Raw genomic sequence first — 25,275 nt, 5'->3', positions numbered from 1 at the left:
GGCCGATGAGGTTGTCGGCGCTGTGGCGAATTGCTGCGGAGCACAGAATCGACGGAGAGGATTGACCAATGAGTGCCTTCATTGATGTGCTTGATCGTGGGGGCCTGTATCGAGGCCCGGGGCTTTGGCATCGCTGGCTTCGTGCGATGCGGATCGCGCCGCTGCTGTTGCTCATCGGCGCGCTGCTGCCATTACCGGCGGTGGGTGCGGCGGTGCCTGTCAGCGGCGGTGTGGTGGTGGTGGCGAACGGTTGGTCCCCGCCGGACGCGGGCGCTGCTGCTCCGCTCGCGGGTCGGCTCGGAGGCAGTGTGCTGTATGGGGCCGCCGACGGGCTCGGAGACTCGTCGGCGCGTGCGCTGGTGCGGCTCGCGCCGGCCAGGGTGATCATGGTCGGCGGGCCCGCTGCGCTGTCGGCGAGCGTGGAGGCCGAGATCCGCGGACTGCTCGGGTCGGCGATCGTCGAGCGTCTCAGCGGCACTGACCGGGTCGATACTGCAGCACGAGCGGCACTTGTCGCGCCCGTGACCGGGCAACAGCGGCCTGTGGTGATCGCCAATGGCCGGTCCGCGGCCGATGTCGGCGCCGCTGCGCCGCTAGCGACTGCGCTGGGTGGCAGCGTGCTGTACGCCACTGACCGAGCGCTGGGGGCTCCCACTGGCGGCGCGCTTGAGCAGCTCGCGCCCTCTCGGATAGTTCTCGTCGGCGGCACAGCGGCGTTGTCCGAGAGCATCGAAACTGAACTCGGCGGATTGCTCGCCGACGCGAGGGTGGAACGTCTGGCCGGCACAGACCGCTTCGACACCGCGGCGCGCGCTGCGAGTCTCGCGCAGCTGCCGAACGGCCGCCCGGTCGTGATCGCCAACGGCCGGAACCCGGCCAGCGTCGGTATCGCGGCGCCGCTCGCGGCGACATTGCGCGGCAGCGTGCTGTTCGCCAATGCCGACCGGCTTGGCACTGCGGCCAGCGACGCGCTCAAGACGCTGCGCCCTCTTCAGGTCGTGCTCATCGGCAGCTATGTCGAGCTGGGCGACAGCGTCGCTGCCGAGGTGCGCGAGCTGCTGCCGGAGGCGTCGGTGACCCGCATCAGCGGCGTCGACCGCCTCGACACCGCAGCCAGAGCAGCCATCTATGGCCAAACGCCGGCAGCAGAACGAGACGGTGTCGACACCATCGCTCCTAACGTGCGCGTCTTGTACGCGGCTCCCGCAGACCGCGAGTTCCGGCCCGACTACAGCGAGGGCATCGAGCACGCCCTGGTGGATCTTCAGTCCTGGTACCGCCAGCAGCTCGGCGGGCTGACTTTCTCGCTCTATGACGCCACGCCTGAGCATTGCCAGATGGACATGCCCGCGGACTTCTATGCCCCCGACAGCTGGAACAAGGTGGTGGAGGGGGTCCAGCATTGCGCTCCCGTGGAGGGGTTCACGTCGGAGTTCGTTTGGGTCATCTATGCCGATGTGGGCAGCGAATGTGATGACCCCAACTCCCTCGGGAGGGGTGGACCGGGCCTCACCATCTTGGGCCGCGACGACCTGGAGGGCCTGGTGGGCAACCGGCTCAGCTACTACGACCAATGCGGCTACGGGCCATTCGCTGGCCCCGTTCGACGCTGGATCGGTGGTATGGGCCATGAGCTTGGCCACGCATTGGGCCTTCCTCATCCGCCGGGGTGCGACGCAGGGCTCCCGACCTGCGACGGGTCTGCACTGATGTTCAACGGCTACGGTGACTATCCGGACACGTATCTGCGAGCTGACGAGAAGGAGCTGCTGATCCGCTCGCCGTTCATGGGCTCGCAGCGCGCCGTCGCACCTGACCCAACTCACTCGGTGCGGGTGCGCGGAACCGTGCGAGACCCCGACGGCAGGCCAGCCGATGGGGCCCGCATCTCCCTCGCCGCGGATGCCTTCTGGTCATGGGCAACTGTCGGCGGCGACGGCACGTTCGAAGTCTCGTTGCCGTCGGGTGCCATGGGCTCAGCGGTGCTGTCCGTGCATGCACACGACGCCGCACCGTGCCGCTGGCTCGGGTACCACAGCCCGAGCGGGCTCACCAGCGTACGTGAGAATGCGACATTGCTCGACATCGGCCACGACGCCACCGCGGGCATCACCATCACCCTGCCGAGCAGCCTCGACGACGTCTGCGACCAGCGGGCAACCATCTCGGGCACCTTGACCGGGCCCAACGGCAATCCCGTCGAGGGCATCCTCATTTGGGCTTGGAACAGGAATGTCGTCGAGAGCGGCTCCGCCGAAACTGGATCCGACGGCACCTTCGCCATCAGCGTCGCGGCAGGCACATTCTCGATCGACGTCTATGCCGCCCGCGACGGCAGCTGCGCGGGCTACTACGACGGCAGCGGTGTCACAGCCGACGGGAACAACGTACATCTCGTCGAAGTCGTAGTCGCAGAAGCGCGCGAAATAACAATTCGCCTGTCCATGCCGCCAGACAGTCTCGAAGGCATTCAGTGCTGAGTTCCAGAACGGAGCCTCAGCGTGAGTAGCAGCCGTGACTAACGGCAACTTTCGACATCAGGCAGGGCTTGAGATCCGGTAGAGCTCGCCGATGAGGTCGTCATAGCGGCCGATGGCCAGCGTCACGGCGTAGGCAGCGCCGACGACGGCGCCCGCAATGGCCACCGGTCGCCGATCCAGCGCTCTGCCGATCGCGGGCACGCCGTACGGTGCGATCGCGATGAGCAGCACCGGCAGCAGCGCCCCGACCATGTACACCAGCATCAACCCGGCGGTGCGCAGGCCATCGGTGGCGGCGTCGTTGAGGATGTCTCCGAGACGTGCCCCGACGCAGGGACGCCACAGCCAGCCGGCCAGCGCCCCGCCGACGATGCCTGCACCGGTCGCGTACGGCGAGGAGTGACCCTGCGCCCGCCACGCCGCTACGTAGGTGCCTGCGGCGAGCAGCCCCGCTATCACGACAGCAGCGCCACGCGATGCGACGGACCAGTGGCCAGCAGCCGGGGCCCATGCCAGCAGCGCGGCGCCCACCACGTAGTACAGCGCCACCGTGAGCCGGGCTTGGCGGGCGACCAGCACCAGAGCCACCCCTGGCGCGAGAACGGTCAGCGTGCACGCCCAGGTGATCACCCCGATGCCCTCGGTGAGGGTGTCGATAAGTGTGCCCACAGCGGTCGGCTCGCCGATCAAGTCTCGGCGAGGAGCCGCTCGACCGTCTCGTACAACTCGCGGTAGGTGTGTGCGCCGTCGCCGCGGCGGTCGAAACGGATCTGGTTGTCGCTGTCGATCACGTAGACGCGCGGCCAGTACGCGGTGGGCCCTTCCTGCCAGACGTGGAAGTTGTACTTGCGCGTGTCGAGTGCGATCGGCCAGACCACACCGAGCTCGGCCGCAGCCTCGATGATGTTGTCGACGTTGGCCTCATAGGCGAACTCGGGGGAGTGCACGCCTACGACTTCGACGCCACGATCCCGGAAGTCGGCATGGAGCTGTCCCAGAGCGTTCAGCGTCTTCTTGCAGTTCCGGCAGCCGAACGTCCAGAACTGCACCACCGTGATGGAGTTCTGCTCGCGGATCTCCTCCAGCGAGGACGCGTCGGTGTTGAGCCAGCCGTCGAGCTTGTTGAGCGTGAAGGCCGTACCGAGTACCGGAATCGGCTCGGGTGCTTCGGTCGTCGTGGTTGTCGGAGCCGCAGGGGCAGTCTCTGTGGTCTCTGCCGCGTCTGCTGGCGTCGTCAACGGCGCTTCGCTCGGCTCGATCTGCGATGCAGCAGTCGGCGTGCTTGCGACGTCGGTGAAGCCCTGATCGTCGTCAGGATCGCTGACGGCGGTCCAGACGATGAGAGCGACGCCAACAAGCAGAACACCGACAGCGAGATAGCGCGACAGGGAGGACTTCATCTAGAGCGCAGCGTACGCCCCACCCCACAGGCCGTGGCAGCGGGCGAACCTACGAGCGCGGCTTACTGGACGCGGCTGCCCCGTTGGAATCGCAGCCGCTTAAACGCGGCTGCTGTGTTGGAATCGCAGCCGCTTAGACGCGACTGCTGTGTTGGAATCGCAGCCGCTTAGATGCGACTGCCGAGCGACTCGAGCGGGATGAGTTTGCGGTCGGTGGCGTTGTCGGTGGGCCGGAGCACGCGGCTGTGCACCTGGGGTGCGCCGTCGGCGTTCTGGTAGCCGGTGAGGCGCTGGCGGGTGCGGCGTCCGAGAGGTTCCGCGATGTTCCGGAAGTCGTGCTCGGTGAGGCCTTGGCCGTGTTGGGCTCCCGCGGCTCGCGAGATGTTCTCGTCCATGAGCGTCCCGCCCATGTCATTGGCGCCCGCCCGCAGGATCTGCTGGGCCCCGGGCGGACCGATCTTCACCCACGACACCTGGATGTTCTCGATGAGTCCCCGGTAGGCGATGCGCGGAACTGCGTGCATCAGCAGGGTCTCCCGGAAGGTCGGGCCGCGCCGGGCGCCCTTGCGCAGGTAGATGGGGCTGGCCATGTGCACGAAGGGCAGCGGGACCCACTCGGTGAAGCCGCCGGTGCGCTTTTGCAGCTCGCGGGTGGCCACGATGTGGTTTGCCCAGTGCTCGGGCTGCTCGATCGACCCGAACATGATCGTGATGTTCGAGTGGAGGCCCACTGCGTGCGCCGCCTCGTGGCACTCGAGCCACTCGGCAGTGTTGATCTTGTCGGGGCACAGCACCGCTCGCACCGAGTCGTCGAGGATCTCCGCTGCGGTGCCCGGCAATGACTTCAGTCCCGCGTCCTTCAGCCGCATGAGATAGTCCACGAGCGACTCGCCGAGCCGCTTGGCACCTTCGATGACCTCGAGGGCGGTGAAGCCGTGCAGGTGCATGTCGGGCACGACGTCGTGAATGGCCCGGCAGACGTCGATGTAGTAGTCACCGTCGAAACTTGGGTGAATGCCGCCCTGCAGAGTCACCTCGGTGGCGCCCAACTCGGCCGCCTCGATCACCCGCTCCTGGATGTCGGCCAGCGTGAGCATGTAGGGGGTGCCCCGCAGGTTCAGCGACAGGGGACCCTTGGAGAAGCCGCAGAACTTGCACTTGAACGTGCAGACGTTCGTGTAGTTGATGTTGCGGTTGTGCACCCAGGTGACGATGTTGCCCACGGCCTCGCGGCGCAGCTCGTCAGCGACCTCGCCGACGGCGACCACCTCGGGGCCGCGTGCCCCGAACAGCGTGACGATCTCTTTGTGACCGACCTGCTGGCCGGCCATCACACCGTCGAGCACTTCACGCACGGCACCGCTGGCATACGACGGGCCGTCCATGATGGTCGTGGGCAAGTGGCCGGCGCCGCCGGAGTACCACTGGGTGGAGTTCTCGTCGGCCACCAGCACATCCGCACCGGAGCCGGCGTCGAGGTTCTCCATCGTCCGCTCGGGCATCTGGCTGCCTGGGTCGTCGCGGCCAAGGGCCTCTGCGTCGGAACGGTCCATGACTCCGAAGCGGTTGCCGTCGGACAGCCAGCGTCCGGGTTGCAGCGCGAACTCCGGATAGATCGTGAGCCGGGGAGCGAGCGTGAAACGCCGAGCCTCGGTGACCTCCCGCAGGCGGTCCAGCGCAGGCCACGGCCGCTCGGGGTTCACGTGGTCGGCGGTGATCGGCGAGACGCCGCCCCAGTCGTCGATGCCGACCTCCAGCAGGCCCCCGAAGTCGTCGGACAGGTTCGGCGGGGCCTGCAGGTGAATGTCAGCAGGCAGAATCAGCCGCGCCAGAGCGATGGCCTGCGCATACTCGTCGGGCGGGCACGCGGGCATGTTGTGCATGGAGGTTCCCGCCTTGGGCAGGAAGTTCTGGACGATCACTTCCTGGATGTGTCCCCAGCGGGCGTGGCTCGCGGCGATGGCCTCGAGTGCCGCCAGCCGGTCGGCCAGCGATTCGCCGATACCGACGAGAATCCCGGTGGTGTAGGGGATGGCCAGCTCGCCGGCTGCTTCAAGTGTGGCCAAGCGCCGGGCAGGCTCCTTGTCGGGCGAGCCCCGGTGGCAGTCAAGGTGCGGGTTCAGCGACTCCAGCATCATCCCCTGGCTCGGCGCGACTTCACGCAGCGCCGCCAGCTCGTTCGCCGTCATGGCCCCTGGATTGGCATGCGGCAGCAGACCGGTCTCGTCACGGACGAGCCGGCACATCTCAACCAGGTAGTGGACGGTGGAGTCCCAGCCGTGGGAGGCCAGCCAGTCCGCCGCTGCGGGGTAGCGCAGCTCAGGACGTTCGCCGAGGGTGAACAGCGCCTCGTGGCAGCCTGCTCGGGCGCCGCTGGCCGCTATTTCCAGCACCTGTTCCGGTGTGAGGTACGGCGAGTCGAGCCGCGCTGGGGGCTGGGCGAACGTGCAGTAGCCGCATTTGTCGCGGCACAGCATCGTCAGCGGGATGAACACCTTCGGGCTGTAGGTGACCCGTGTGCCGAAGGCCTCATCGCGTACCGCCGCGGCGCGTTCGGCCAGCTCAGCGAGCGGCAGACCGGCGAGCGACAACGATGCCTGTGTGGGCTGTGGCGCAACAGCGGAGTTCTCCAGCACGACGTCGTCGACGCTGTGCGGTGGATCGATGATGGTCACGGGGACCCTCCGTTCGTGAGCTGCAGTTCGATGGCTCGGGCACTCGGTGAATCGATGTGCTGGGGGCCGTGAGATTCGTCGTGGAGATGTGCGCGGCTGCGTATGCGTGTCGGGCTCACCGGCTCGTCACAAGTCGGGCAGCGGGTCGCGATCTCCAGTGCAGCGCCACAGTCGGCATGCACGAGCACCGTGGGGGCGTCCCCGTCTTGACACCACCGGTCGCCCCACGCCATGAGCGCGAGCAGGCTGTTCGACAAGTCGAGCCCTTTGGGCGTCAGGACGTAGTCGTAGCGAACCGGACGGTGCTGGTATGGCACCTTGGCGACAACGCCGGCATCGGTGAGACGGCTGAGCCGGTCGGCCAGCATGTTGCGGGCGATGCCCAGGTCATGCTGCATGGCGCCAAAGCGGCGCACGCCGCGGAACAAGTCACGAAGGATGAGCAGCGTCCATCGATCTCCCACGATGTCGAGGGTTGCCTGGATAGAGCAGGCGGGCTGGCCCGACGGCAGCGTTGTCACGGCCGCGCACACTACGGCAGTCAGTTTCGGTTTGCAACTGACTGGCTTGTGTCAGGCGAGTGAGTCTGCCCGGCGAGCCGTCAGGCGAGGGAGTCTGCCTTCGCCTCGAGCGACACCAGCAGTTCGTCGAAGCTCTTGGTGAATGCCGCGACGCCTTGTGCCTCAAGCGTGTCGGCGACGCTGTCGAGGTCGACGCCGTGCGATGTCACGGCCTCGAGCACGTATCGGGCTGCGGATTGGTCGGCATCGATAGTGCGACGGAGCTTCCCGTGATCACAGAACGCATCCAACGTGGCATCGGGCATGGTGTTGACCGTGTTGGGCCCGATGAGCTCGTCGACATACAGCGTGTCGGGATACGCCGGATTCTTCGTGCTGGTCGATGCCCACAGCGGACGCTGGACTTGTGCTCCGAGCGCCGCGAGCCGTTCCCAACGCGGTCCGCTGAATATCTCGTCGAAGCGACCGTAGGCGGCCTGCGCCTGTGCGACCGCGGTGCGGCCGCGCAGCCCGAGGGCGCTGGTGGTCCCGACCGCATCGAGGAGACGATCGACCTCGGTGTCGGTCCGGCTCACGAAGAACGAGGCCACGCTGGCCACTCCCGAGAGGTCGCTGCTGCCGGCAGCGACACGGTCTTCGAGGCCAGTCACGTACGCCTCGGCCACCTGCTCGTAGCGGGCCACCGAGAAGATCAGCGTCACGTTGATGCTGTAGCCCTCGGCGATCATCTGGCGGATAGCCCCGAGGCCCTTCACGGTGCCGGGGATCTTCACCATCAGGTTCGGCCAAGCGATTCCTTGGTGCAGTTCCAGGGCGGCGCGGGTGGTGGCCTCCGTGTCGTGCGCGAGCGACGGATCCACCTCGACCGACACGAAGCCATCCGTGCCGCCCGAGGCCGAATGCACTGGTTCAAGTGCCCGCAGCGCGCCGCGAATGTCACTGGTCACCAGCTGCCAGTAGGCATCGTCCACCGAGGTGCCTCCGCACACGAGGTCACCGAACTGCTCGTCGTAATCGTTGGATGACTCGATGGCCTTCTGGAAGATCGACGGATTCGATGTCAGGCCGCGGATGCCCCGCTCCACCCAGGCTTCGAGTTCGCCGCCGGTGATCCATCCTCGGCGGAGATTGTCGAGCCAGGGGCTCTGCCCGCATTCGGAGTACAGCCCCGAGAGCCGCCCGTCGGTAGTACTGCCGTTGCCGCCTTCGCTCATGGGTTTCCTTCTGTGAACATGCCTTCTGTTGTGTCTACAGCAGCTTGCGGGCGGCGTCGGCGATGGCCGGTGCCGTGAAGCCGAAGTGGGTCATCAAGTCGCTGCCCGGCGCACTGGCACCGAAGCCGACCATGGCCACGGTGGCGTCTGCGTAACGGTCCCATCCCATCGGCGACGCTGCTTCAATGCCGAGCACCGGGACGCCCGGCCGGAACACTTTCGCTCGGTACTGCGCATCCTGGGCCTCGAAGAGATCCCAACTGGGCATCGACACCACCGAGCTGGCGATACCGTCTGCGGCGAGCAGTGCTGCTGCGGTGGTGCAGCACTGCACCTCGCTGCCGGTGCCAGCCAGGATCACCGCAGGGGCCGGAGTGTTGATGAGGACATAGGCACCTCGGACGACCTGCGAAGCGCGCTCGGTGCCGTCGAGCACGGGGACGTTCTGGCGGGTCAGCACCAGCGCAGTCGGGCCGTCTCGCTCGATTGCGATCTGCCATGCCTGGGAGGTCTCGTTGGCGTCGGCGGGCCTGATCACGCACAGACCCGGAATGGCGCGCAGGGACGCGAGGTGCTCGATCGGCTGGTGGGTGGGCCCGTCCTCGCCCACACCGATCGAGTCGTGAGTCCAGACAAAGACCGTCTTGGCGCCGCTCAGCGCCGCCAGCCGCACAGCGGGCCGCATGTAGTCGCTGAAGACCAGGAAAGTACCGACGACAGGCAGCACGCCGCCGTGCAGTGCCATGCCGTTGGCGACTGCGCCCATGGCGTGCTCGCGGACGCCGAAATAGAGTTTGCGGCCGCCTGGATTCGCAGCCGACAGCACCTCGGCGGTCACGTCGGTGCCGGTATTGCCGGTCAGGTCGGCTCCGCCGCTGATGAGGGCGGGCACGGTGTCCAAAGATGCGTCGAAAATACGGTTGGCAGCCACCCGAGTCGCCATCTGGGTGCCGGCCTCGAAGGTCGGAAGCTCCGACAAGCTGCCGCCCTGGGCGCCGGCTGACCACAGCGCGTCGAGCCAGTCGCGGTCGTGCCCGCTCCCCGCGAGCCGGGCTTCCCATTCGAGACGCTCAGCGGCGCCTCGCGCACCGGCTGCCAGGTAGGCCTGCGCCACGTCGTCGTCCACCACGAAGGTGGCTTCGGGATCCATGCCCATCGCCCGCTTGGCCGCAGCGATCTCGTCGGCGTCGGTGATAGCGCCGTGTGCAGCCGACGTGTCGGATGCGGTGGGCATCGGGTAGCCGATGTGGCTTCGGACGATGACCATCGACGGCCGGTCGCTGACGAGCATTGCCTCGCGCAGTGCCCGTTCGAGTCCGTCCGCGTCTTCGGCCGCCTCTTTGAGGTCGGTGACGTGCCAGCCGTACGCCTCGAAGCGGCGGGCGGCGTTGTCGCTGAGTGCCAGATCGGTGCTGCCGTCGATGGTGATGTGATTGTCGTCGTAGACCGCGATGAGGCGTCCGAGTTGCTGGTGGCCAGCCAGCGATGCCGCCTCGTGGCTGAGGCCTTCCATCAGGTCGCCGTCGCTGACGATGACGAAGGTGCGATGGTCCACTAGGTCTGCACCCAGCCGGGAGCGCAGGCCACGCTCGGCCAGCGCCATGCCGACGGCATTGGCGAAGCCTTGCCCCAGCGGCCCTGTAGTCACCTCCACGCCGGGAGTGAGTCCACGCTCGGGGTGCCCGGGCGTGATCGAGCCGAGCTGGCGGAAATCGCGGATGTCCTCCAGCGTGACGCCGTAGCCCACCAGGTGCGCCATGGCGTAGACGAGCATCGAGGCGTGGCCGGCCGACAGGATGAACCGGTCGCGGTCGGGCCAGTCGGGCTCAGCGGCGTCGTAACGCAGGACGCGACTGAACAGCACATGCGCCAGTGGTGCCAGCGCCATGGCCGTGCCCGTGTGGCCGCTGCGGGCACGCATCACAGCGTCCATCGCCAGCGCTCGGATCGTGTTGATCTGTCGGGCTTCCAATGCTGCATTCATGACGATGCGCTCACGATCTGATGCTCACCCTGTTCATGAGGTTGGGAGATGGCTTGACGTGTCGTCGCTGTCAGTGTCGTTGTCACGAAACAGCGCCATCGAGGCCGTGAATCCATGCACGTACGAGCGTGCGCCGACGGGACCGATCTCGCCTGCGCAGAACATGCCGGCAACTTCGGCGGACGTGTGCTCGGCGAGCACAGACGCGTCATGATGCGGAGTCTCGAACAGATGGGTGCCGCGCCCGTTGCAGGTGAACAGCAGTGCGCTCTGCGTCGGTGGCGAATGCTCGAGCGCTGCGCGCAGGTCTTCGTCGGCGGTGCGTGCATCGCGCACGTGGAACTGCACGGTCGCCCCGATCGGCGCCTCGTCGCCGATGGCGATGGCGCCGCTTTCGCGGTCTGCTCCGAGCACGCCGCGGATCAAGAAGTCGCCGGAGCCGAACTCGACCTTGCGCTCGTCGGTGACGCGACCGACATGCAGGCCTCGCTGCACCAGCCGCTGGTCGGCCGGGTCAAGCTTCGAGAACATCCGCTGGAGCCGCTCGAAGGGGGGCAGGCCGCCGAGCGACCGGACGACGTTTCCTTCGGCCTCGGTGATGATGTACGGCTGACCGATGGGCCGGCAGCCCTGAGAGACCAGGTGTGTGACTGTGGCGCTGCCGCCCACGATCAGCGCTGCGGCGCCAGAGCGGTGAACACCGCCATCGGCAACGATGCGGTTGCCGCCCGGCATGGGTGCCCCCGAGGACAATCCGCCGAGCACGCTCACGTGCGGCCAGCGCTGCGCCCAGTGAGCGAGCGCCGCATCGACGGGGTACGAGTACGGGTCGGCCAGCACGATCATTGAGGGATCACCGGTGGCGTGCACCGAGTCCAGTGCGGCTGCGAGCGCCTCATCGTCGGCGGTCGGATCGGGCACCCCGCTCAGCCAGACCGCACGAGCTCGTGGCCCCTCGCCCGAACCCAGGCTGCCGACCCACAGCACCGCGGCGGTCTCTTCCTCGATCTCGCGCTCGCCTGCGGCCACCGAGCAGGCGGTGGTGCCGATGAACGCACCAGGGCTGAGCAGCTCTCCGACCGCTGCAGCAATCTCGTCGGTGTGCGCCATGTGTTCACCCGAGGTGAACAGCAGCGCCACATCGGGCTGCACTCCGAGCGACTCGAGGACGCGGCCGACGATCTCACCGGTTGCCACGCCGGGATCGGAGTGCTGGGACAGTCCGACAGTGAACGGCATTGCTGTCCGGGCCGCCTAGCCGCTTTGCTCTGCAGGCGTGCCGGTCCAGCCGCCCGCGGCGGACGATGCCTCGCTGGACGCCGAGGCTTCGTCTGCCGGCGGGTTCATCGTCAAGGGCACCACGACTGCCTCGCCTTGGTCAATGCGGCAATGGGCCTCGATGGTGGACGGCTCGTTGAAGGTGAGATCGGCCTGGACGAGGTTGTAGCCGAACTTGCCGGGCTCGACGGTGAGCGGCTGCACGTTGCGCGCCATCTGCTCGTCACCGCGCATGAAACGCACTTCGAGCGCCGCCAGTCCCGTATGGGAAGCGGGGCAGCGCACGAGCACGAGCATGTGCGGCGTGATGGTCACCGGGAATGGGCCCGGCGCGGCCATCGAGAAGTGAACGCCACCGAGATCGATGCGTGCGGCGCCGCCCGCCGCCTGGCGCATGTCGAAGTTCTCAATGAACAGCGCGGACATGATTTGCACGTTCAGGATCGTAGGCGTGTCGCACGGCCGCGACGCGAACGCACAATGCGGACGCTGGCAGAGTCTCGTGAAGGCGTGACGCGGGCTTCGCTCGATGCGCCGCCGTAGATTGCGCCCCATGGCACGCAGCGCAAAATTCGACGGCACCTATGCACCGAGCACGTGGGACTGGGTGGCGGACCAGGCAGCGGCGTACGAGTCATCTTCGGGCGCCGAGGCGAACACACTGCGCGATACAGGCTTGCCGATCATCGTGATGACGACCGTCGGGCACAAGACCGGCTTGGTGCGCAAGGTTCCGCTGATGCGAGTCGAGCAAGAAGGCGAGTACGCGATCGTCGGTTCCAAGGGCGGCGCACCGGCGCATCCGGGTTGGTACCACAACCTGATGGCCGAACCCACGGTGCTCATCCAGGATGGTCCTGAGCCGTTCCAGACGACGGTCCGGCTCATCTCTGGCGCCGAGCGAGATGCCTGGTGGGAGCGGTGTGTGGCCGCCTTCTCGCCCTACGCCGAGTACCAGGCCAAGACAGATCGGGAGATTCCCGTCTTCATCACCGCAGCGCGCGATTGACGCACCGGCCCGCCGGGGCCGGCCAGGCCAGCAGGCGCTGACGCTCTAGCGCTTCAGCAACTGGCGGTAGACGTGGGCTGCTCGTTCGAGCTCGGCGATCTCGACCCATTCGATGGCCTGGTGGGCTTGGTCGATGGAGCCTGGACCGAACACCACGATCTGGTCGGCCACCTCGCCGTATCGCAGTGCATTCGTGCCGAAGTCCGCGACAGCCGGCTCATGTCCCGACATCTCGGCGAGCGCGGTCACCAGATCGCTCCCAGGGGCCTGGAAGAACGCGTTGCTGCCGAACCCGTTTGCCAACTGCACCTTGACGCGGGCCGGCAGTGCTGCAGCACGTATCAGCTCCGTGAGACGGGCGGATTCCTCCTCGTAGTCCTCCCTGTCGGCGATCCGTCGTCCGACGTACAGCTCGCAGTGGTCGGGCACGATGTTGCGTGCCCGCCCCCCGCTCATCTCGTTGACCGACACGGTGCCCGCACCCAGTGCGCCGACCTCGCGCTGATTCGCCAGCCGTTCCTGTTCAGCATCGATTGCGGCCACGATGCGTGCGCCAGCCGAGAGTGCGTTGATGCCGAGGTGGGGCTTGGACGAGTGCGCCGCACGGCCCTCAACGTCGACTTCGAGGCCGAGTCCGCCCTTGTGGCCATATACCGGTGCGCACATTGTCGGCTCGGCGACGACGATCTGTTCGCGGCGCTCGCCGCGTTCGAGCAGCCGGTCGCGGTAGGCGGACGCGCCCGCCAGCCCGCCCCCTTCCTCCGAGATGGTCCCCACAAGCTCGACAGTGGACATCGGCTGCTGTCCGGCAGCAACCATCTCGCCCATCACGGCGAGCACGACGGCCATGGTCGCTTTGGTGTCGACGGCGCCCCGCCCCCAGACGCGGCCCTCGGTGATACGGCCGTCGAAGGGATCGCCGTCGGAGTGCTCGACGCCGACGGTGTCGAGGTGCACGTCGACCGTGAGCATCCGCTCGGTGCGGCCGGCGAACCGGGCGTACACGTTGGGCCGTCCCGGCTCGATCTCGTCCAGTTCCACCTCGGCGCCCAAGGCCTCGGCTCGGGCTGCCACCCAGTTGGCCATGTCGGCTTCGGCGACGGTGCCCGAGCGCGGACCGTGATGCATCGGGTTGACGCTGGGGATGCGCACCATCTCGCTCAGCAGCTCAGCCATCGACTGGCCCGTTGCTGTGCCGCCAGTGGTGCCTGTCGCCCTGCCGTCGTTCATGAGTCACCCCTTCGTGGCGGAGCGTACGCGCAGCGCAATCGCAGCGCGGCGAACCCAGCCGTCCCATGGAGGTTTATTGCAGGGCGAATCGGGGGACCAAAGCCCTACCGTTAGGGCCCATGTCGAACAGTCCTGCCTCAACTGGCTCAGGCGACGACGCCTCGCCGCCTGCGGGCGCGCCAGCCGCCAGCGGTGCGCGTGTACTGGCTGCGCTGCCGGCAACCGAGCGGGTGGGCATCGCCTTCTCCGGGGGGCTCGACACCTCTGCGGCGGTGGCCTGGATGGCCGAGCGGGGCGCGCTCGTATGCGCCTACACGGCCGACCTCGGCCAGTACGACGAACCAGACCTGTCCGGTGTGCCGCAGCGGGCGCTCGACTACGGCGCGCATGCGGCACGCCTGGTGGACTGCCGGGCCGAGCTCGTGCGAGAGGGTCTGATGGCGCTGCAGTGCGGTGCGTTCCATATCTCGACGGGGGGCCGCACGTACTTCAACACGACGCCGCTGGGGCGTGCAGTGACCGGCACGATGCTGGTGGCTGCCATGGCCGAAGACGGCGTGGACATCTGGGGCGACGGCTCGACGTACAAGGGCAATGACATCGAGCGGTTCTACCGCTACGGCTTGCTTGTCAATGCCGGGCTGCGCATCTATAAGCCGTGGCTGGACTCGGCATTTGTAGATCAACTCGGCGGCCGTGCCGGCATGAGCGAATTCCTGGTGTCGCGCGGCCTGCCGTACCGGGACCCCACCGAGAAGGCGTACTCCACCGATGCGAACATCTGGGGCGCCACCCATGAGGCGAAGCGCCTGGAGGACCTGGCGACCTCGATGGAGATCGTCTCGCCGATCATGGGCGTGGCGCACTGGGACCCTGCGGTCGATATCGAGCCTGAAGACGTGACCGTCCGGTTCGAGGCAGGCTGGCCGGTGGCGATCGGCGGACGGGAGTTTGCTGCTGGAGGTGCCGAGGGCAGCGACCACGTTGCACTGGTAGTGGAAGCCAATGCCGTTGGGGGGCGTCACGGCCTCGGCATGAGTGACCAGATCGAGAACCGTGTGATCGAGGCCAAGTCGCGGGGCATCTACGAGGCCCCGGGCATGGCGCTGCTGCACATCGCCTATGAGCGCCTGCTGTCAGCGATTCACAACGAAGCCACGCTCGAGAACTACCGAACGATGGGGCGCCGCCTCGGCCGACTGCTGTACGAGGGACGCTGGTTCGACCCGCAGTCGCTCATGCTGCGCGACTCGCTGCTGCGCTGGGTCGGCTCGAGCGTCACCGGCGAGGTCACGCTGCGGCTGCGCCGCGGCGACGACTACTCGGTGCTCGACACCACCGGCGCCGGTCTGACCTATGAGCCCGACCGGCTCTCGATGGAACGTGTCGAAGACGCTGCGTTCGGTCCGGCGGACCGGATTGGGCAGCTCACCATGGCGAATCTGGACATCGCCGACAGCCGTGCAAAGCTCGCTGCCTACCGGGAGTCAGGCCGCCTCGGACCCGGCGGTCTGGCCGAGCTCGACAGCTGAGCCGGCCCAGCGCGGCGTCGCTCGGGCGCTTCAGCCCGCTGAGCTGGCGCGGAAGTTGTCGAGGATGTCGTTGAACGTCGGGCTCGGCCGCATGGCGGCTTCTGCGAGCGCTGGGTCGGGCAGGTAGTAGCCGCCGAGATCGACGGGGGAGCCCTGGCAGTCCACCATCTCGGTGATGATCTGGGTCTCGTTGCCGGCGAGGGCAGCGGCGAGTGGTGCGAACTGCTCGGCCAGCACGGCATCGGCGCCCTGGTTGGCCATTTCGTCGGCCCAGTGCTTGGCAAGGTGGAAGTGACTGGCGCGGTTGTCGGGCTCGTTCACCCGGCGGCTGGGCGCGCGGCCCTCTGCGAGCCAGGTGCCGATGGCCGCATCGAGCGTGTCGGCAAGCAGCTGCGCGGCGGGATTCTCGGCGACACGAGCGAGATGCTCGAGCGACACCGCCAGTGCAAGGAATTCTCCCAGGCTGTCCCAGCGCAGGTGGTTCTCGGCCACCATCTGCTGGACGTGCTTGGGCGCCGAGCCTCCGGCCCCTGTCTCGAAGAGCCCGCCGCCGGCCATGAGCGGCACGACCGAGAGCATCTTGGCCGAGGTGCCCAGCTCCAGGATCGGGAACAGGTCGGTGTTGTAGTCGCGCAGGACATTGCCGGTGACCGAGATGGTGTCGGATCCGCGGCGAATGCGCTCCAGCGAGAATCGGCACGCATCGACCGGCGCCAGCTTCCGAATATCGAGCTCGCCGATCGAGGCATCTGAGGCCTTCCGTTCGGCCAGCCGGGCGTCGACCTTGCCGATGAGCTGTGCGTCGTGGGGCCGGTTTGCATCGAGCCAGAACACCACGGCCGCGCCGGTGAGCTGCCCGCGCTCGGTGGCCAGGTCCACCCAGTTGGTGATCGCTGCGTCCTTGGTGGTGCACATGCGCCAGATGTCGCCGGCTTCGACAGCGTGGCTCATGAGCACCTCGCCGGATTCGGCGACGACTCGCATGACCCCGGCGGCATCGACCTCGTAGGTCTTGTCGTGGCTGCCGTATTCCTCGGCCTTCTGGGCCATGAGGCCCACATTGGGCACCGAGCCCATCGTGGTCGGGTCGTAGGCGCCATTGGCGCGGCAGTCCTCGATGACGGCTTGGAACACGCTTGCGTAGCTCGAATCAGGGATGACCGCCTTAGTGTCCTGCTGGTCGCCCTGGGCGTTCCACATCTGGCCGGAGGCTCGGATCATGGCCGGCATGGAAGCGTCCACGATGATGTCACTGGGCACGTGCAGGTTGGTGATGCCGCGATCGGAGTCGACCATGGCCAGACCGGGCCGTTCGCTGAGTGTCGCGGCGATGTCGGCCTCGACGGCGTCGCGCTGGTCTGCGGGCAGCGATTCGACGGCGGCCAGCACGTTGGCCCAGCCGTTGTTGGCGTCCGCGCCTGCCCCATCCAGCACCTCGCCGTGCCGATCGAACACCGGCGCAAAGAACGCTCGCACGGCGTGGCCGAACACAATCGGGTCCGAGACCTTCATCATCGTGGCCTTGAGATGCAGCGAGAACAGCACCCCGCTCGAGCGGGCATCTTCGATCTGAGCGTCGAGGAACTCGCGCAGCGCGGCGACCGACATGAAGGTGGAGTCGGCCACCTCGCCTGCGTCCACCGGGACTTTGCGCATCAGCCGCACGTTCCCCTCGCCGTCGACATGCTCGATGCTCAGCGAGCCGGCAACGCTCACCGTGACTGACTGCTCGTTGGACCGGAAGTCGCCACCGGACATCGTCGACACGTGGGTGCGGCTCTGCGGCGACCATGCCCCCATCGAGTGGGGGTACTGCCGGGCGTATTCCTTGACAGCACGGGGGGCGCGGCGGTCGGAGTTGCCCTCGCGCAGCACCGGATTCACGGCGGAGCCCTTGACCCGGTCGTAGCGCTCACGGATCTCCCGCCCGTGTTGATCGTCGGGGTCGTCGGGGAAATCGGGCACCGCATAGCCCGCTGATTGCAGCTCGGCGATGGTGCCCTTCAGTTGCGGCACCGAAGCGGAGATATTCGGCAGCTTGATGATGTTGGCGTCACGATGCTGGGTCCACTCGCCGAGCTCGGCCAGTGCATCGCTGGTTCGTTGGTGGGGTTCGAGCATGTCCGCGAAGACCGCGATGATCCGACCGGCGAGGGAGATGTCGCGTGTCTCGACATCGACGCCGGCGGCATCGGTGAACGCCGTGATGATCGGCAGCAGTGAGTACGTCGCCAGTGCCGGTGCCTCGTCCGTGTGGGTGTAGACGATCTTCGAGCCAGTGCTGCTTGAGCTCGTGTTGCGGGGCGAGGAGGTCATCGACATAGCGATTCGACGCTACCGCCCGCCGGCAATACGCCGCCCGAAGGGCAGGGGGAAACTCAGTGCCCGGTCACCGAAGGCGGCTCAGCCGGCGGCGTGCGCAGCGGCGGAGCTTCCCGCCAGGCGACCGAACACAGCACCGGCCGAGAGGCCCGATCCGCCGGGATAGTTGCCGTAGAACAGTCCGCCGACCAGTTCGCCCGCGGCATACAAGCCCTCGATCGGCCGCAGATCGGTGTCCATCACGCAGCCGGTCTCGTCGATGCGCAAGCCGCCGAAGGTGAATGTCAGCCCGCACGTGACCCGGTACGCGGCGAACGGCGGTGTCTCGATCGGCATCGCCCAGTTGGTCTTGTCGGGGCCCAGGCCCGTGGTGCGGCGGCCGTCGAGCACGTTGGGGTCGAACGGGACGCTGCGGTCGACGGCTGCGTTGAACTCGGCGATGGTTTCCAATGCTCCCTCGGTGTGCACGTCCTCCATGCGCGCGCAGAGCTCTTCGATGCTGCTGGCGGTGACCTTGGTGACCTGCCGGATGCGGTACTCGTCGCGCAGCAGGTGATCGGTGCTGGCGTCGAAGACCTGCCACACCGAATGCCCGGGCTGGGCCAGGATTTCCCGGCCGTAGCGGGCGTAGGTGTAGTTGCGGAAGTCGGCGCCCTCGTCCACGAATCGCTTGCCGTGCTGGTTCAGCACGATCCCGAACGGGTAGCTGTGCTTCTGGAAACCGTCGCCGACGGCCAGGTCGCCGAATTCGGGGGCGTTGTAATCCCACGCCACGGCGTGAGCGCCGCTCCAGTTGCCGAATGGCATGGCGCCCACTTCGAGGGCCATCGCAATGCCGTCACCGGTGTTGAAGCGGGTGCCGCGCACCTTGGCGAGATCCCAGCCGGGTCCGAGATAGCGGGTGCGCCACTCGGCGTTGGCCTGGAAGCCGCCTGCGGCGAGCACCACGGCATTGCACGCGACCTCGATCATGCGGCCCTGCCGCCGAACGCGCACGCCGCGCACGGCGCCGCCGTCGTCGAGCACCAATGATCGTCCGGCAGCTTGGTGCCACAGGTCGATGCCGTTGCGATCCAGCGCCGCACGCAGCGACTCGACGAGTCCCTCGCCGCCGCCCACCGACTCCACCGTGAGGCCACCCCAGAACTTGAAGCGTCCGTCCACCTTGAAGGCCTGACGTCCCCAGATGGGCGCGAACCTCACGCCATGGCTCGCCATCCACGCCAGGGTCTCCTTGCTGCGGGTGACCAGCGTGTCCGCCAGTTCGGGATCGCACCGGTAGTCGGTGATGCGGCCCAGGTCGGCGTAGAACTCGTCTTCGGTGTAGGTGCCGAAATCGGTCACCTCGACTTCGGCATCGGTCAGGTCGGGCATCAGAGCGCGCAGGTCGTCGACGCCGTCGTAGGCGAAGCGGATTGCGCCGGCCGTGAAGCGGCTGTTCCCGCCGGCTTCGGCCTCAGGCGCCCGTTCGAGGACCAGCACCTCGGCGCCCCCCTCGTGTGCCGCCAGCGCGGCGCACATGGCGGCATTGCCGGCCCCGACCACCACGACGTCGAAGTGCTGCGGGTGCTCGGGCGTCGGCGCGACATCGGGCTGACTCACGCCGGGCGAGCCTATGTGCGCTGGCGGAGCCGCGATGGTCCCCGTCAGGTCCCACCGATCTCGACTCTGTGCACAGATGCCGCTTCGGACGGCACACGCCGATGGCAAACTCTGTCATCGCGATGCTACGCTGCGTTCGTGGCGACGATGAACGTGTCCCTGCCTGCCGAGCTGAAGCAGTACGTCGATGAGCGGACGAGTTGTGGCAGTTACGGCTCGAATAGCGAGTACATGCGAGAGCTCATCCGCCACGACCAGGCCCGCGAGAACCTTCGGGAGATGCTGCTCGAGGGTGCCCGATCGCCGATTGCAGCCCGGGCCGACAAGCAGTTCTTCGCCGATATGCGACAGCGACTCGGCATCGGTGAAGTGGCTGATGGGGGAGATGAACAAGCGCAATCGGCAACGAAATCGCGTGGGCACGTGGAGTAGTGGCCAAACCGGTTGACGTTGGGCGACGCTGCCTCAGCGACATCGAGAGCGCCGCCGACTACTACCTGACCCATGGCGGGGACGCTGTCGCCGATGAATTCCTGACGGCCGTCGAGGATGCGCTCAACTACATCGGCGACAATCCACAGGCGGGGTCGCTCAGGTGGTCGTACGAACTCGGATTGCCTGAGGTGCGGCATTGGCCGCTTGAACGATTCGCCTACTTGATTTTCTACGTCGATCAACAGGACCACGTGCGTGCGTGGCGGCTGCTCCATGCGCGGCGCGACATCGAGATGGAGCTGCAGGTACAGGATTGAGGTCGTGACCACCAGTCGGCGCCTCTGAGTTGCTGGGGACCTACGCTGCCGCGATGAGCGAGACCCGCACAACCAATGACGCTGCGACCGCCGACGCTGCCGCCGATCAGCCCGTCGTGATCGACCATGAACGCCTGGCTGGCTTCATCGCCGAGATCTTCCGGCATACCGCGTGCTCCGACGCCGAAGCCGAGCGCATCGGCGCCAGCCTGGTGGGTGCGAACCTTGCCGGTCACGACAGCCACGGGGTCATCCGCTCAGCCCTGTATGTCGAGCTGCTCGCCAACGGCGTGCAGTTGGCCGACCAGGAGATCAAGGTGCTGATCGACTCGGGTTCGCTGATGCTGGTGGACGGCCAGTACGGCATGGGCCAGACCGTCGGGCCGGCCGCCGTGGCACTGGGCATCGAGCGCTGCAAGGAGTTGGGCACGGCCATCGTGGGGCTGCGCAACGCCGGGCATCTCGGACGCATCGGTGAGTACGCCGAGATGGCCGCAGCGCAAGGCCTCGTCTCGGTGCACTTCGTCAACGTGGCCAACAGCCGGCTGGTTGCACCCTTCGGCGCCAAAGAGCGCCGCATGGGCACCAACCCATGCGCCTACGGCGCGCCCGTCGCCGGTCGCCGGCCGGTCATCCACGACTTCGCCACCTCGGTGGTGGCCGAGGGCAAAGCCATGGTGGCGCTGCACGGCGGGCCGGCCGTGCCGGAGAACGCACTGGTGTCGGCCGACGGCGAGATCACTGGCGATCCGCGGGTGCTGTACAGCTTCGCCGACGGCCAGCGGCCCGACTCGACGGACGGTCCCGGCTCACTACGGGCGATGGGGGAGCACAAGGGCTCGGGCATCTCGGTCATGTGCGAGTTGCTGGCCGGAGCGCTCACCGGCACGGGTACCGCAGGGCCCCGCCGCGTCCGGTTCGCCAACGGCATGCTCTCGGTGTACGTCGACCCCGCCCAGATCGACGCCGCTGTCGGCGAGGCCGACGATGGCTACAACGGCATCGCGGCGGACTATCTCGACTGGTTCTACGACGCAGCGGCGATCGATCCCGACCAGCCGGTGAAGCTGCCCGGTGATGTCGAGCACGAGCGTCGCCAGCACCGCAAGGCCAACGGCATCACGCTGCCCGCTGAGACGTGGGCGAGCATCTGCAGCGGGGCCCGGGCCGCTGGTGTACCCGAGGCGACCATCGCCGCGGCGGCTGAGCAGGCGCTGTGACAGGGGTCCCTGATTTGGGTCGATGAGTTGTGGGTCTGATTCCCGGAGGATGGGAGGATGACCACGATGAAGAGAAGGCGTCATACGCCTGAGCAGGCGGTCCGCAATCTGCGTGAGGGAGAGCGGCTCTTGAACGCTGGCCAGGAGTTGGGGCTGGTGCTGCGCGAGCTGGAGATCACCGAATCGACGTGGAATCGGTGGCGCAGCACCTATGGGGATGAAGGCTGCTGATGTGAAGCGCCTCAAAGAGCTCGAGGCCGAGAACGCCCGGCTGAAGAAGCTGTTGGCCGAGGCGGAGCTGGACAAAGCGATGCTGAAGGACCCTCGCGGAGGGAAAATGGTGACCCCGGACCGTCGGCGGGCCGCGGTGGTGCGGCTTGTGGACCGGTTCGGGGTCTCACAGCGCCGGGCGTGCGCGGTGGTGGGCCAGCATCGCTCGACCCAGCGGCGCCCGCCGGCGCCTCAAGCTGCTCAACGTCATCGACGAGTTCACACGCGAAGCCTTGGCCATACACGTCGATCACAGCATCGACGCCGACGGGGTCGTCGAAGCCGTTGACCGCACCGCCGCCGCCCGCGGCGCGCCCAAGCAGCTGCGCATGGACAACGGCCCCGAACTGGTCGCCGACACGCTGAGGGACTGGTGCCACCACTCAGGCACCCGCACCGCCTACATCGAGCCCGGCGCGCCGTGGGAGAACTGCTGGATCGAGTCGTTCAACGGCCGCCTGCGCGACGAATGCCACCAGCATCGAAGACTTCGCCAACCTGCTCGAAGCCCGCGTCGTCATCGAGGACTGGCGACACGACCACAACCATTATCGGCCCCACCGCTCACTCGGCGGACTGACCCCCGCCGCCTACTCCGAACAACACCGACAGGACAACCAGACAACGAAACACCCATAACGACCAGACCAACTAACGGGTCCCTGTCAAGTGTGCTGGATTCAGTCGCCAGCGATGTGTGGGACGAGCGAATCCGGTTCTTCGTCCCTTGGCATGGGACGAGGGTGTCGAGGAGTGTCGCGTCGGGTTCGGCGGTGTGTTCGGGTTGCTCTTCAGGTTGTCGTGCGGTGTCATGCCGGGCTCGGCAGTGTGCTGTGCGTCACTGCTCCTATCGGGCCGGGGGCGGTTCGCCGGTGCCAGTGTGCAGCACTGTCGTACTATGAAAAGGTATGTAAAGTAATTGTAATGATCGGATTGGGTCGAGAACGTGTGTTTGTGACACCCTCCCCGTAGAGTGAACACATGTTCTCTCACGTGGAGCAGGCACTCGGGCACCTCACCTCCGCGCTTGACGCCGTCGACGCCGCCTCCAGCGATCAGCTGCGCCGCACCCTGGCGCTGTCCAAGCAGCTGCGCAGCCGCGTCGAGCTGCTCGAGACCAAAGCCGCCGCGCTGGTCGCCCGCCGCGAGGACCACGGCGACGGCGGCGCAGGGCTGCTGAGCGAGCACAGCGGCCTGTCGCGCTCCGACGCCGCGCGCAACGTGCGCACTGGCGCCGAGCTTGCCTCGATCCCCGACGCGGACGAGGGTGTCGCGGCGGGCCAGATCAGCTTGACGAACGCGGCCAGGCTCGCGCGCGCAGCGCGCAAGACCAGCCCCGGCGCAGTGCAACACGACCCTGGGCTGATCGGGCTCGCCAAGACCCTGCCAGCCGACGAGTTCGCCCACGCCGCTCGCCGCTGGGAAGCCCAGCACCAGCACGGCGACGATCTGGCGGCGCAGCATCGCCGCAACCGCCGCAACCGTCATGTGCGCTTTTGGAACGGCGAGGACGGGTCGGTGCAGATGCGCGGCAGCTTCGACTCCGAAACCGGCGCCCGCATCCAGCAGCGGCTGCGCCGCCAAGCCGAACTACACCGCCAAGCCGACCGCCGCCGAGCCCAGCACCCCAATCGAATCGCTGGCGGCGACAACAACGACAACGACAACGACAACGGCAACAGCGGCAGCAGCATCGGCAGCGGCGGCGGTGCCGCCGGGTCCGCGACAGAGCAGCGCACCACAGACCAGCGCATGGCCGACGCGCTCGACACGCTCCTGGCCGCCGGCACAGCCGCACAATCCGCCGGCACAACAGCACAACCAGGCGTTCGCACACCCCCAGCACAAACCGCTCGGCTCGCTGCAGGGCAGGCGCCGCCGCCTGGAACACCACAAAGCGTTCGCACACCCCCAGGAGGGTGGTCGGAAAGTTCGGGTGTGGGTCCTGGTGTTGGGGGGCGTGATCGCGGATGATGGTGGGGTGCGCGGTTCGGCTGATGGTCAGGGTTCGATTTTCGATGTCGGGGTGATGGTGGGCGGCCTGCTCGACACTGAGGGTTTCTTGGCGACGTTGGGGCAGGCTCGGGGCGAGTTGTTCTGTGATGCCGATTTTGATGCGTTGTACGCGTCTGGCCGTGGTCGGCGGTCGCATCCGCCGTCGGTGGTGGCGGCGTTGTTGTTGTTGCAGTTGTTCTATGGCGTGTCGGACCGCGAGGCGGAGCGCCGTTCGCGGTTCGACATGTCGTGGAAAGCGGCGCTGGGTTTGCCGTTGGAGCATCGGGGGATAGCGCATGTGGTGCTGGTGGAGTTCCGGGCGCGTCTGGTTCGCGCCGGGATGGAGTCCTTTTTGGGGGATCGTGTCAAGATCGCAGCCAAACGCGCCGGGGTGATCGGCCATCGCCGCACGATGGACTCGACCGGTGTGGCGGACTCGGTGCTGACCCAGGACACGATCACGCTGATCAGGTCCGGGGTCCGCAAGTGCATCGAGGTGCTGGGCGGGATCGACGCCGGGGCCGCAGCGGAGCTGGCGGGGCTGTTGTCGCGTGAGGACTACGACCGGCGAGGCAAACCGCAGATCATGTGGGCTGATCCCTGCGCACGGGCCGCTTTGGTCGCGGAGCTGTTCGGCGACGCCGAGACCGTCATCGGGTTCTGCGCCCGTTTCGGGGACCCGGGCCTGGCTGGGGCGGTCGAGCTGCTGAGGGTCGTGGCGGGCCAGGACATCGAGATCGCCGCCGACGACGACGGAGCCCAAACCCCGCGGATAGCTCAAAGAGTGGCCCCCGGCCGGGTCATCTCGATGGTCGATCCCGACGCTCGGCACGGGCACCGTTCCCGCTCGGACCGCTACGACGGATACAAGCTGCACGTCTCCGCGGATGTGGACTCGGACCTGATCTGCTCAGCGACCGCGACGCTCGCGACTGTCCACGACGCCGCTGTGATCGAAGACCTCATCGACGCCGACCCGGTCCCGGTCGCCGAGATCATCGCCGACACCCACTACGGATCGGGGCCCACCCGTCAAGCGATGGCCGACCGAGGCATCGACCTCGTCGCCCCCGCCCAGCCGATCCCGACCCGCGGCGACAAGCTCACCAAAGCCGACTTCGACATCGACCTCGAAGCAGCGACGGTCACCTGCCCGCAAGGAAACACCGCACCCATCCCGCCGCCGAACGGCGCCAAACGGCGCCAGGTGCGGTTCGCGGCAACGGATTGTTCAGCATGCGAGCTCAAGCCCCGATGCACCACACGCGACGGCGGCCGCATCATCGAGATCAACCCCCACGAAGAACTCCTCGCCCCCGCAAGAGCACAACGCCACGAACCCGAGTTTCTCGCCAGATACCGATTGCGATCCCAGGCCGAACGCAAGATCGCCCAGATCAAGTCCCGCACCAAAAACGTCCCCTGGCGCGGCCTCGACAAGGCCAACCTGTGGCTCGACCTGCGCATCGCCGCCCTCAACCTCGACCGCGCCGGCCGCCTCGGCATCATCAGGTAAAACACCCGCCCCGACCGGCGACCCCGGGCCCCACTGGCCGACCGACGATGTGCCTGGGCATCATCAGGCAGAACACCCGCGCCCAACCCACCCCGAACCACCAACCAGACAACCGCGCACGCTCAACAAACAACACACACCACACCCCAATTGCCGACCACCCTCCCAGCACAGAGCGCACCAGCCGACCAGCGACCCAACACGAACCCCTCGCCGCAGTGTTGTGCGTCTGAGTTTGCCGCGGAGGGTCCACCGTGGAATGAACCAAGTCTGAT

Annotated in this window: 19 protein-coding genes and 1 pseudogene; 9 read left to right on the top strand and 11 right to left on the bottom strand. The window is 67.3% G+C overall.

The window, feature by feature from the left end; genetic code table 11:
* Window positions 1-68: 68 nt before the first annotated feature.
* A complete protein-coding gene (locus tag ACOOHB_RS06490; RefSeq protein WP_420443984.1) occupies window positions 69-2,480 on the top strand; it encodes a cell wall-binding repeat-containing protein in 2,412 nt (803 codons plus the stop codon).
* A gap of 57 nt (window positions 2,481-2,537) precedes the next feature.
* Here the strand turns inward: ACOOHB_RS06490 and ACOOHB_RS06485 are convergent, their stop codons facing one another.
* The 8 genes from ACOOHB_RS06485 to ACOOHB_RS06450 form a co-directional block, all read right to left on the bottom strand.
* Entirely contained in the window at window positions 2,538-3,149 is a 612-nt protein-coding gene (locus ACOOHB_RS06485; RefSeq protein WP_420443983.1) for a hypothetical protein, read from the bottom strand.
* Window positions 3,150-3,166: 17 nt separating this feature from the next.
* Window positions 3,167-3,880 carry a redoxin domain-containing protein gene (locus ACOOHB_RS06480; protein ID WP_420443982.1) on the bottom strand — a complete coding sequence of 238 codons (714 nt, stop codon included), beginning with the start codon at window positions 3,878-3,880 and terminating at the stop codon, window positions 3,167-3,169.
* A gap of 167 nt (window positions 3,881-4,047) precedes the next feature.
* Entirely contained in the window at window positions 4,048-6,555 is a 2,508-nt protein-coding gene (gene cofH, locus ACOOHB_RS06475) for a 5-amino-6-(D-ribitylamino)uracil--L-tyrosine 4-hydroxyphenyl transferase CofH (protein ID WP_420443981.1), read from the bottom strand.
* Window positions 6,552-7,076 (bottom strand): winged helix-turn-helix transcriptional regulator, encoded by a 525-nt coding sequence (locus tag ACOOHB_RS06470; RefSeq protein WP_420443980.1) that lies wholly within the window; start codon window positions 7,074-7,076, stop codon window positions 6,552-6,554. The genes cofH and ACOOHB_RS06470 overlap by 4 nt, the downstream gene beginning before the upstream one ends.
* An 80-nt stretch (window positions 7,077-7,156) precedes the next feature.
* Window positions 7,157-8,290 (bottom strand): transaldolase, encoded by a 1,134-nt coding sequence (tal, locus tag ACOOHB_RS06465; protein WP_420443979.1) that lies wholly within the window; start codon window positions 8,288-8,290, stop codon window positions 7,157-7,159.
* A gap of 34 nt (window positions 8,291-8,324) precedes the next feature.
* Window positions 8,325-10,274, bottom strand: a complete 1,950-nt coding sequence (gene tkt, locus ACOOHB_RS06460) for a transketolase (protein WP_420443978.1) — start codon at window positions 10,272-10,274, stop codon at window positions 8,325-8,327.
* Window positions 10,275-10,307: 33 nt separating this feature from the next.
* Complete coding sequence (locus ACOOHB_RS06455) at window positions 10,308-11,513, bottom strand: FIST signal transduction protein (RefSeq protein ID WP_420443977.1); 1,206 nt, start codon at window positions 11,511-11,513, stop codon at window positions 10,308-10,310.
* A 15-nt stretch (window positions 11,514-11,528) separates the two neighbouring features.
* Complete coding sequence (locus ACOOHB_RS06450; RefSeq protein WP_420443976.1) at window positions 11,529-11,987, bottom strand: hypothetical protein; 459 nt, start codon at window positions 11,985-11,987, stop codon at window positions 11,529-11,531.
* Between the two features lie 118 nt (window positions 11,988-12,105).
* Between ACOOHB_RS06450 and ACOOHB_RS06445 the strand changes: the two genes are divergently transcribed.
* Window positions 12,106-12,561: a nitroreductase family deazaflavin-dependent oxidoreductase gene (locus ACOOHB_RS06445; RefSeq protein ID WP_420443975.1), complete on the top strand. Its 456-nt coding sequence runs from the start codon at window positions 12,106-12,108 to the stop codon at window positions 12,559-12,561.
* Window positions 12,562-12,606: 45 nt separating this feature from the next.
* Here the strand turns inward: ACOOHB_RS06445 and ACOOHB_RS06440 are convergent, their stop codons facing one another.
* Window positions 12,607-13,791, bottom strand: coding sequence for a M20 family metallopeptidase (locus ACOOHB_RS06440; protein ID WP_420443974.1), 1,185 nt, complete (start codon window positions 13,789-13,791; stop codon window positions 12,607-12,609).
* A 119-nt stretch (window positions 13,792-13,910) separates the two neighbouring features.
* On the opposite strand from ACOOHB_RS06440, the gene argG reads away from it, so the two are divergent.
* The gene (gene argG / locus ACOOHB_RS06435) at window positions 13,911-15,323 is read left to right on the top strand and encodes an argininosuccinate synthase (RefSeq protein ID WP_420443973.1); all 1,413 of its coding nucleotides are present in this window, start codon (window positions 13,911-13,913) and stop codon (window positions 15,321-15,323) included.
* Window positions 15,324-15,353: 30 nt separating this feature from the next.
* Here argG and ACOOHB_RS06430 read toward each other — a convergent pair whose 3' ends face one another.
* Together ACOOHB_RS06430 and tcuA are read right to left on the bottom strand one after the other, a co-directional pair.
* Window positions 15,354-17,645: an NADP-dependent isocitrate dehydrogenase gene (locus tag ACOOHB_RS06430; RefSeq protein WP_420443972.1), complete on the bottom strand. Its 2,292-nt coding sequence runs from the start codon at window positions 17,643-17,645 to the stop codon at window positions 15,354-15,356.
* A gap of 81 nt (window positions 17,646-17,726) precedes the next feature.
* Window positions 17,727-19,247: an FAD-dependent tricarballylate dehydrogenase TcuA gene (gene tcuA / locus ACOOHB_RS06425; protein ID WP_420443971.1), complete on the bottom strand. Its 1,521-nt coding sequence runs from the start codon at window positions 19,245-19,247 to the stop codon at window positions 17,727-17,729.
* Window positions 19,248-19,394: 147 nt separating this feature from the next.
* On the opposite strand from tcuA, the gene ACOOHB_RS06420 reads away from it, so the two are divergent.
* The 6 genes and pseudogenes from ACOOHB_RS06420 to ACOOHB_RS06395 all read left to right on the top strand — a co-directional run bounded on the left by ACOOHB_RS06420 (window position 19,395) and on the right by ACOOHB_RS06395 (window position 25,000).
* Window positions 19,395-19,679 (top strand): type II toxin-antitoxin system ParD family antitoxin, encoded by a 285-nt coding sequence (locus ACOOHB_RS06420; protein WP_420444674.1) that lies wholly within the window; start codon window positions 19,395-19,397, stop codon window positions 19,677-19,679.
* Entirely contained in the window at window positions 19,679-19,999 is a 321-nt protein-coding gene (locus tag ACOOHB_RS06415) for a type II toxin-antitoxin system RelE/ParE family toxin (protein WP_420443970.1), read from the top strand. Before ACOOHB_RS06420 ends, ACOOHB_RS06415 begins: the two co-directional genes overlap by 1 nt.
* A 53-nt stretch (window positions 20,000-20,052) precedes the next feature.
* Entirely contained in the window at window positions 20,053-21,219 is a 1,167-nt protein-coding gene (locus ACOOHB_RS06410) for an Ldh family oxidoreductase (protein ID WP_420443969.1), read from the top strand.
* Between the two features lie 57 nt (window positions 21,220-21,276).
* A pseudogene (locus ACOOHB_RS06405) lies at window positions 21,277-22,128 on the top strand (integrase core domain-containing protein).
* A gap of 342 nt (window positions 22,129-22,470) precedes the next feature.
* Entirely contained in the window at window positions 22,471-23,463 is a 993-nt protein-coding gene (locus ACOOHB_RS06400; RefSeq protein ID WP_420443968.1) for a hypothetical protein, read from the top strand.
* Window positions 23,450-25,000: a transposase gene (locus ACOOHB_RS06395; RefSeq protein ID WP_420443967.1), complete on the top strand. Its 1,551-nt coding sequence runs from the start codon at window positions 23,450-23,452 to the stop codon at window positions 24,998-25,000. The genes ACOOHB_RS06400 and ACOOHB_RS06395 overlap by 14 nt, the downstream gene beginning before the upstream one ends.
* The last annotated feature ends 275 nt before the right edge of the window (window positions 25,001-25,275 follow it).

The sequence above is a fragment of the Candidatus Poriferisodalis sp. genome (assembly GCF_965215815.1).
GTDB lineage: Bacteria > Actinomycetota > Acidimicrobiia > Acidimicrobiales > Poriferisodalaceae > Poriferisodalis.
This window is presented reverse-complemented; position numbering and strand designations above follow the sequence as displayed.

Excerpts from the sequence above, each read along its gene's own strand:
- ACOOHB_RS06480 (WP_420443982.1), bottom strand. The coding sequence starts at position 3,880 with ATGAAGTCCTCCCTGTCGCGCTATCTCGCTGTCGGTGTTCTGCTTGTT.
- ACOOHB_RS06420 (WP_420444674.1), top strand. The coding sequence starts at position 19,395 with ATGAACGTGTCCCTGCCTGCCGAGCTGAAGCAGTACGTCGATGAGCGG.
- ACOOHB_RS06445 (WP_420443975.1), top strand. The coding sequence starts at position 12,106 with ATGGCACGCAGCGCAAAATTCGACGGCACCTATGCACCGAGCACGTGG.
- ACOOHB_RS06430 (WP_420443972.1), bottom strand. The coding sequence starts at position 17,645 with ATGTCGATGACCTCCTCGCCCCGCAACACGAGCTCAAGCAGCACTGGC.
- tkt (WP_420443978.1), bottom strand. The coding sequence starts at position 10,274 with ATGAATGCAGCATTGGAAGCCCGACAGATCAACACGATCCGAGCGCTG.
- ACOOHB_RS06455 (WP_420443977.1), bottom strand. The coding sequence starts at position 11,513 with ATGCCGTTCACTGTCGGACTGTCCCAGCACTCCGATCCCGGCGTGGCA.
- ACOOHB_RS06440 (WP_420443974.1), bottom strand. The coding sequence starts at position 13,791 with ATGAACGACGGCAGGGCGACAGGCACCACTGGCGGCACAGCAACGGGC.
- ACOOHB_RS06490 (WP_420443984.1), top strand. The coding sequence starts at position 69 with ATGAGTGCCTTCATTGATGTGCTTGATCGTGGGGGCCTGTATCGAGGC.
- tal (WP_420443979.1), bottom strand. The coding sequence starts at position 8,290 with ATGAGCGAAGGCGGCAACGGCAGTACTACCGACGGGCGGCTCTCGGGG.
- argG (WP_420443973.1), top strand. The coding sequence starts at position 13,911 with ATGTCGAACAGTCCTGCCTCAACTGGCTCAGGCGACGACGCCTCGCCG.
- ACOOHB_RS06410 (WP_420443969.1), top strand. The coding sequence starts at position 20,053 with ATGAGCGAGACCCGCACAACCAATGACGCTGCGACCGCCGACGCTGCC.
- ACOOHB_RS06400 (WP_420443968.1), top strand. The coding sequence starts at position 22,471 with ATGTTCTCTCACGTGGAGCAGGCACTCGGGCACCTCACCTCCGCGCTT.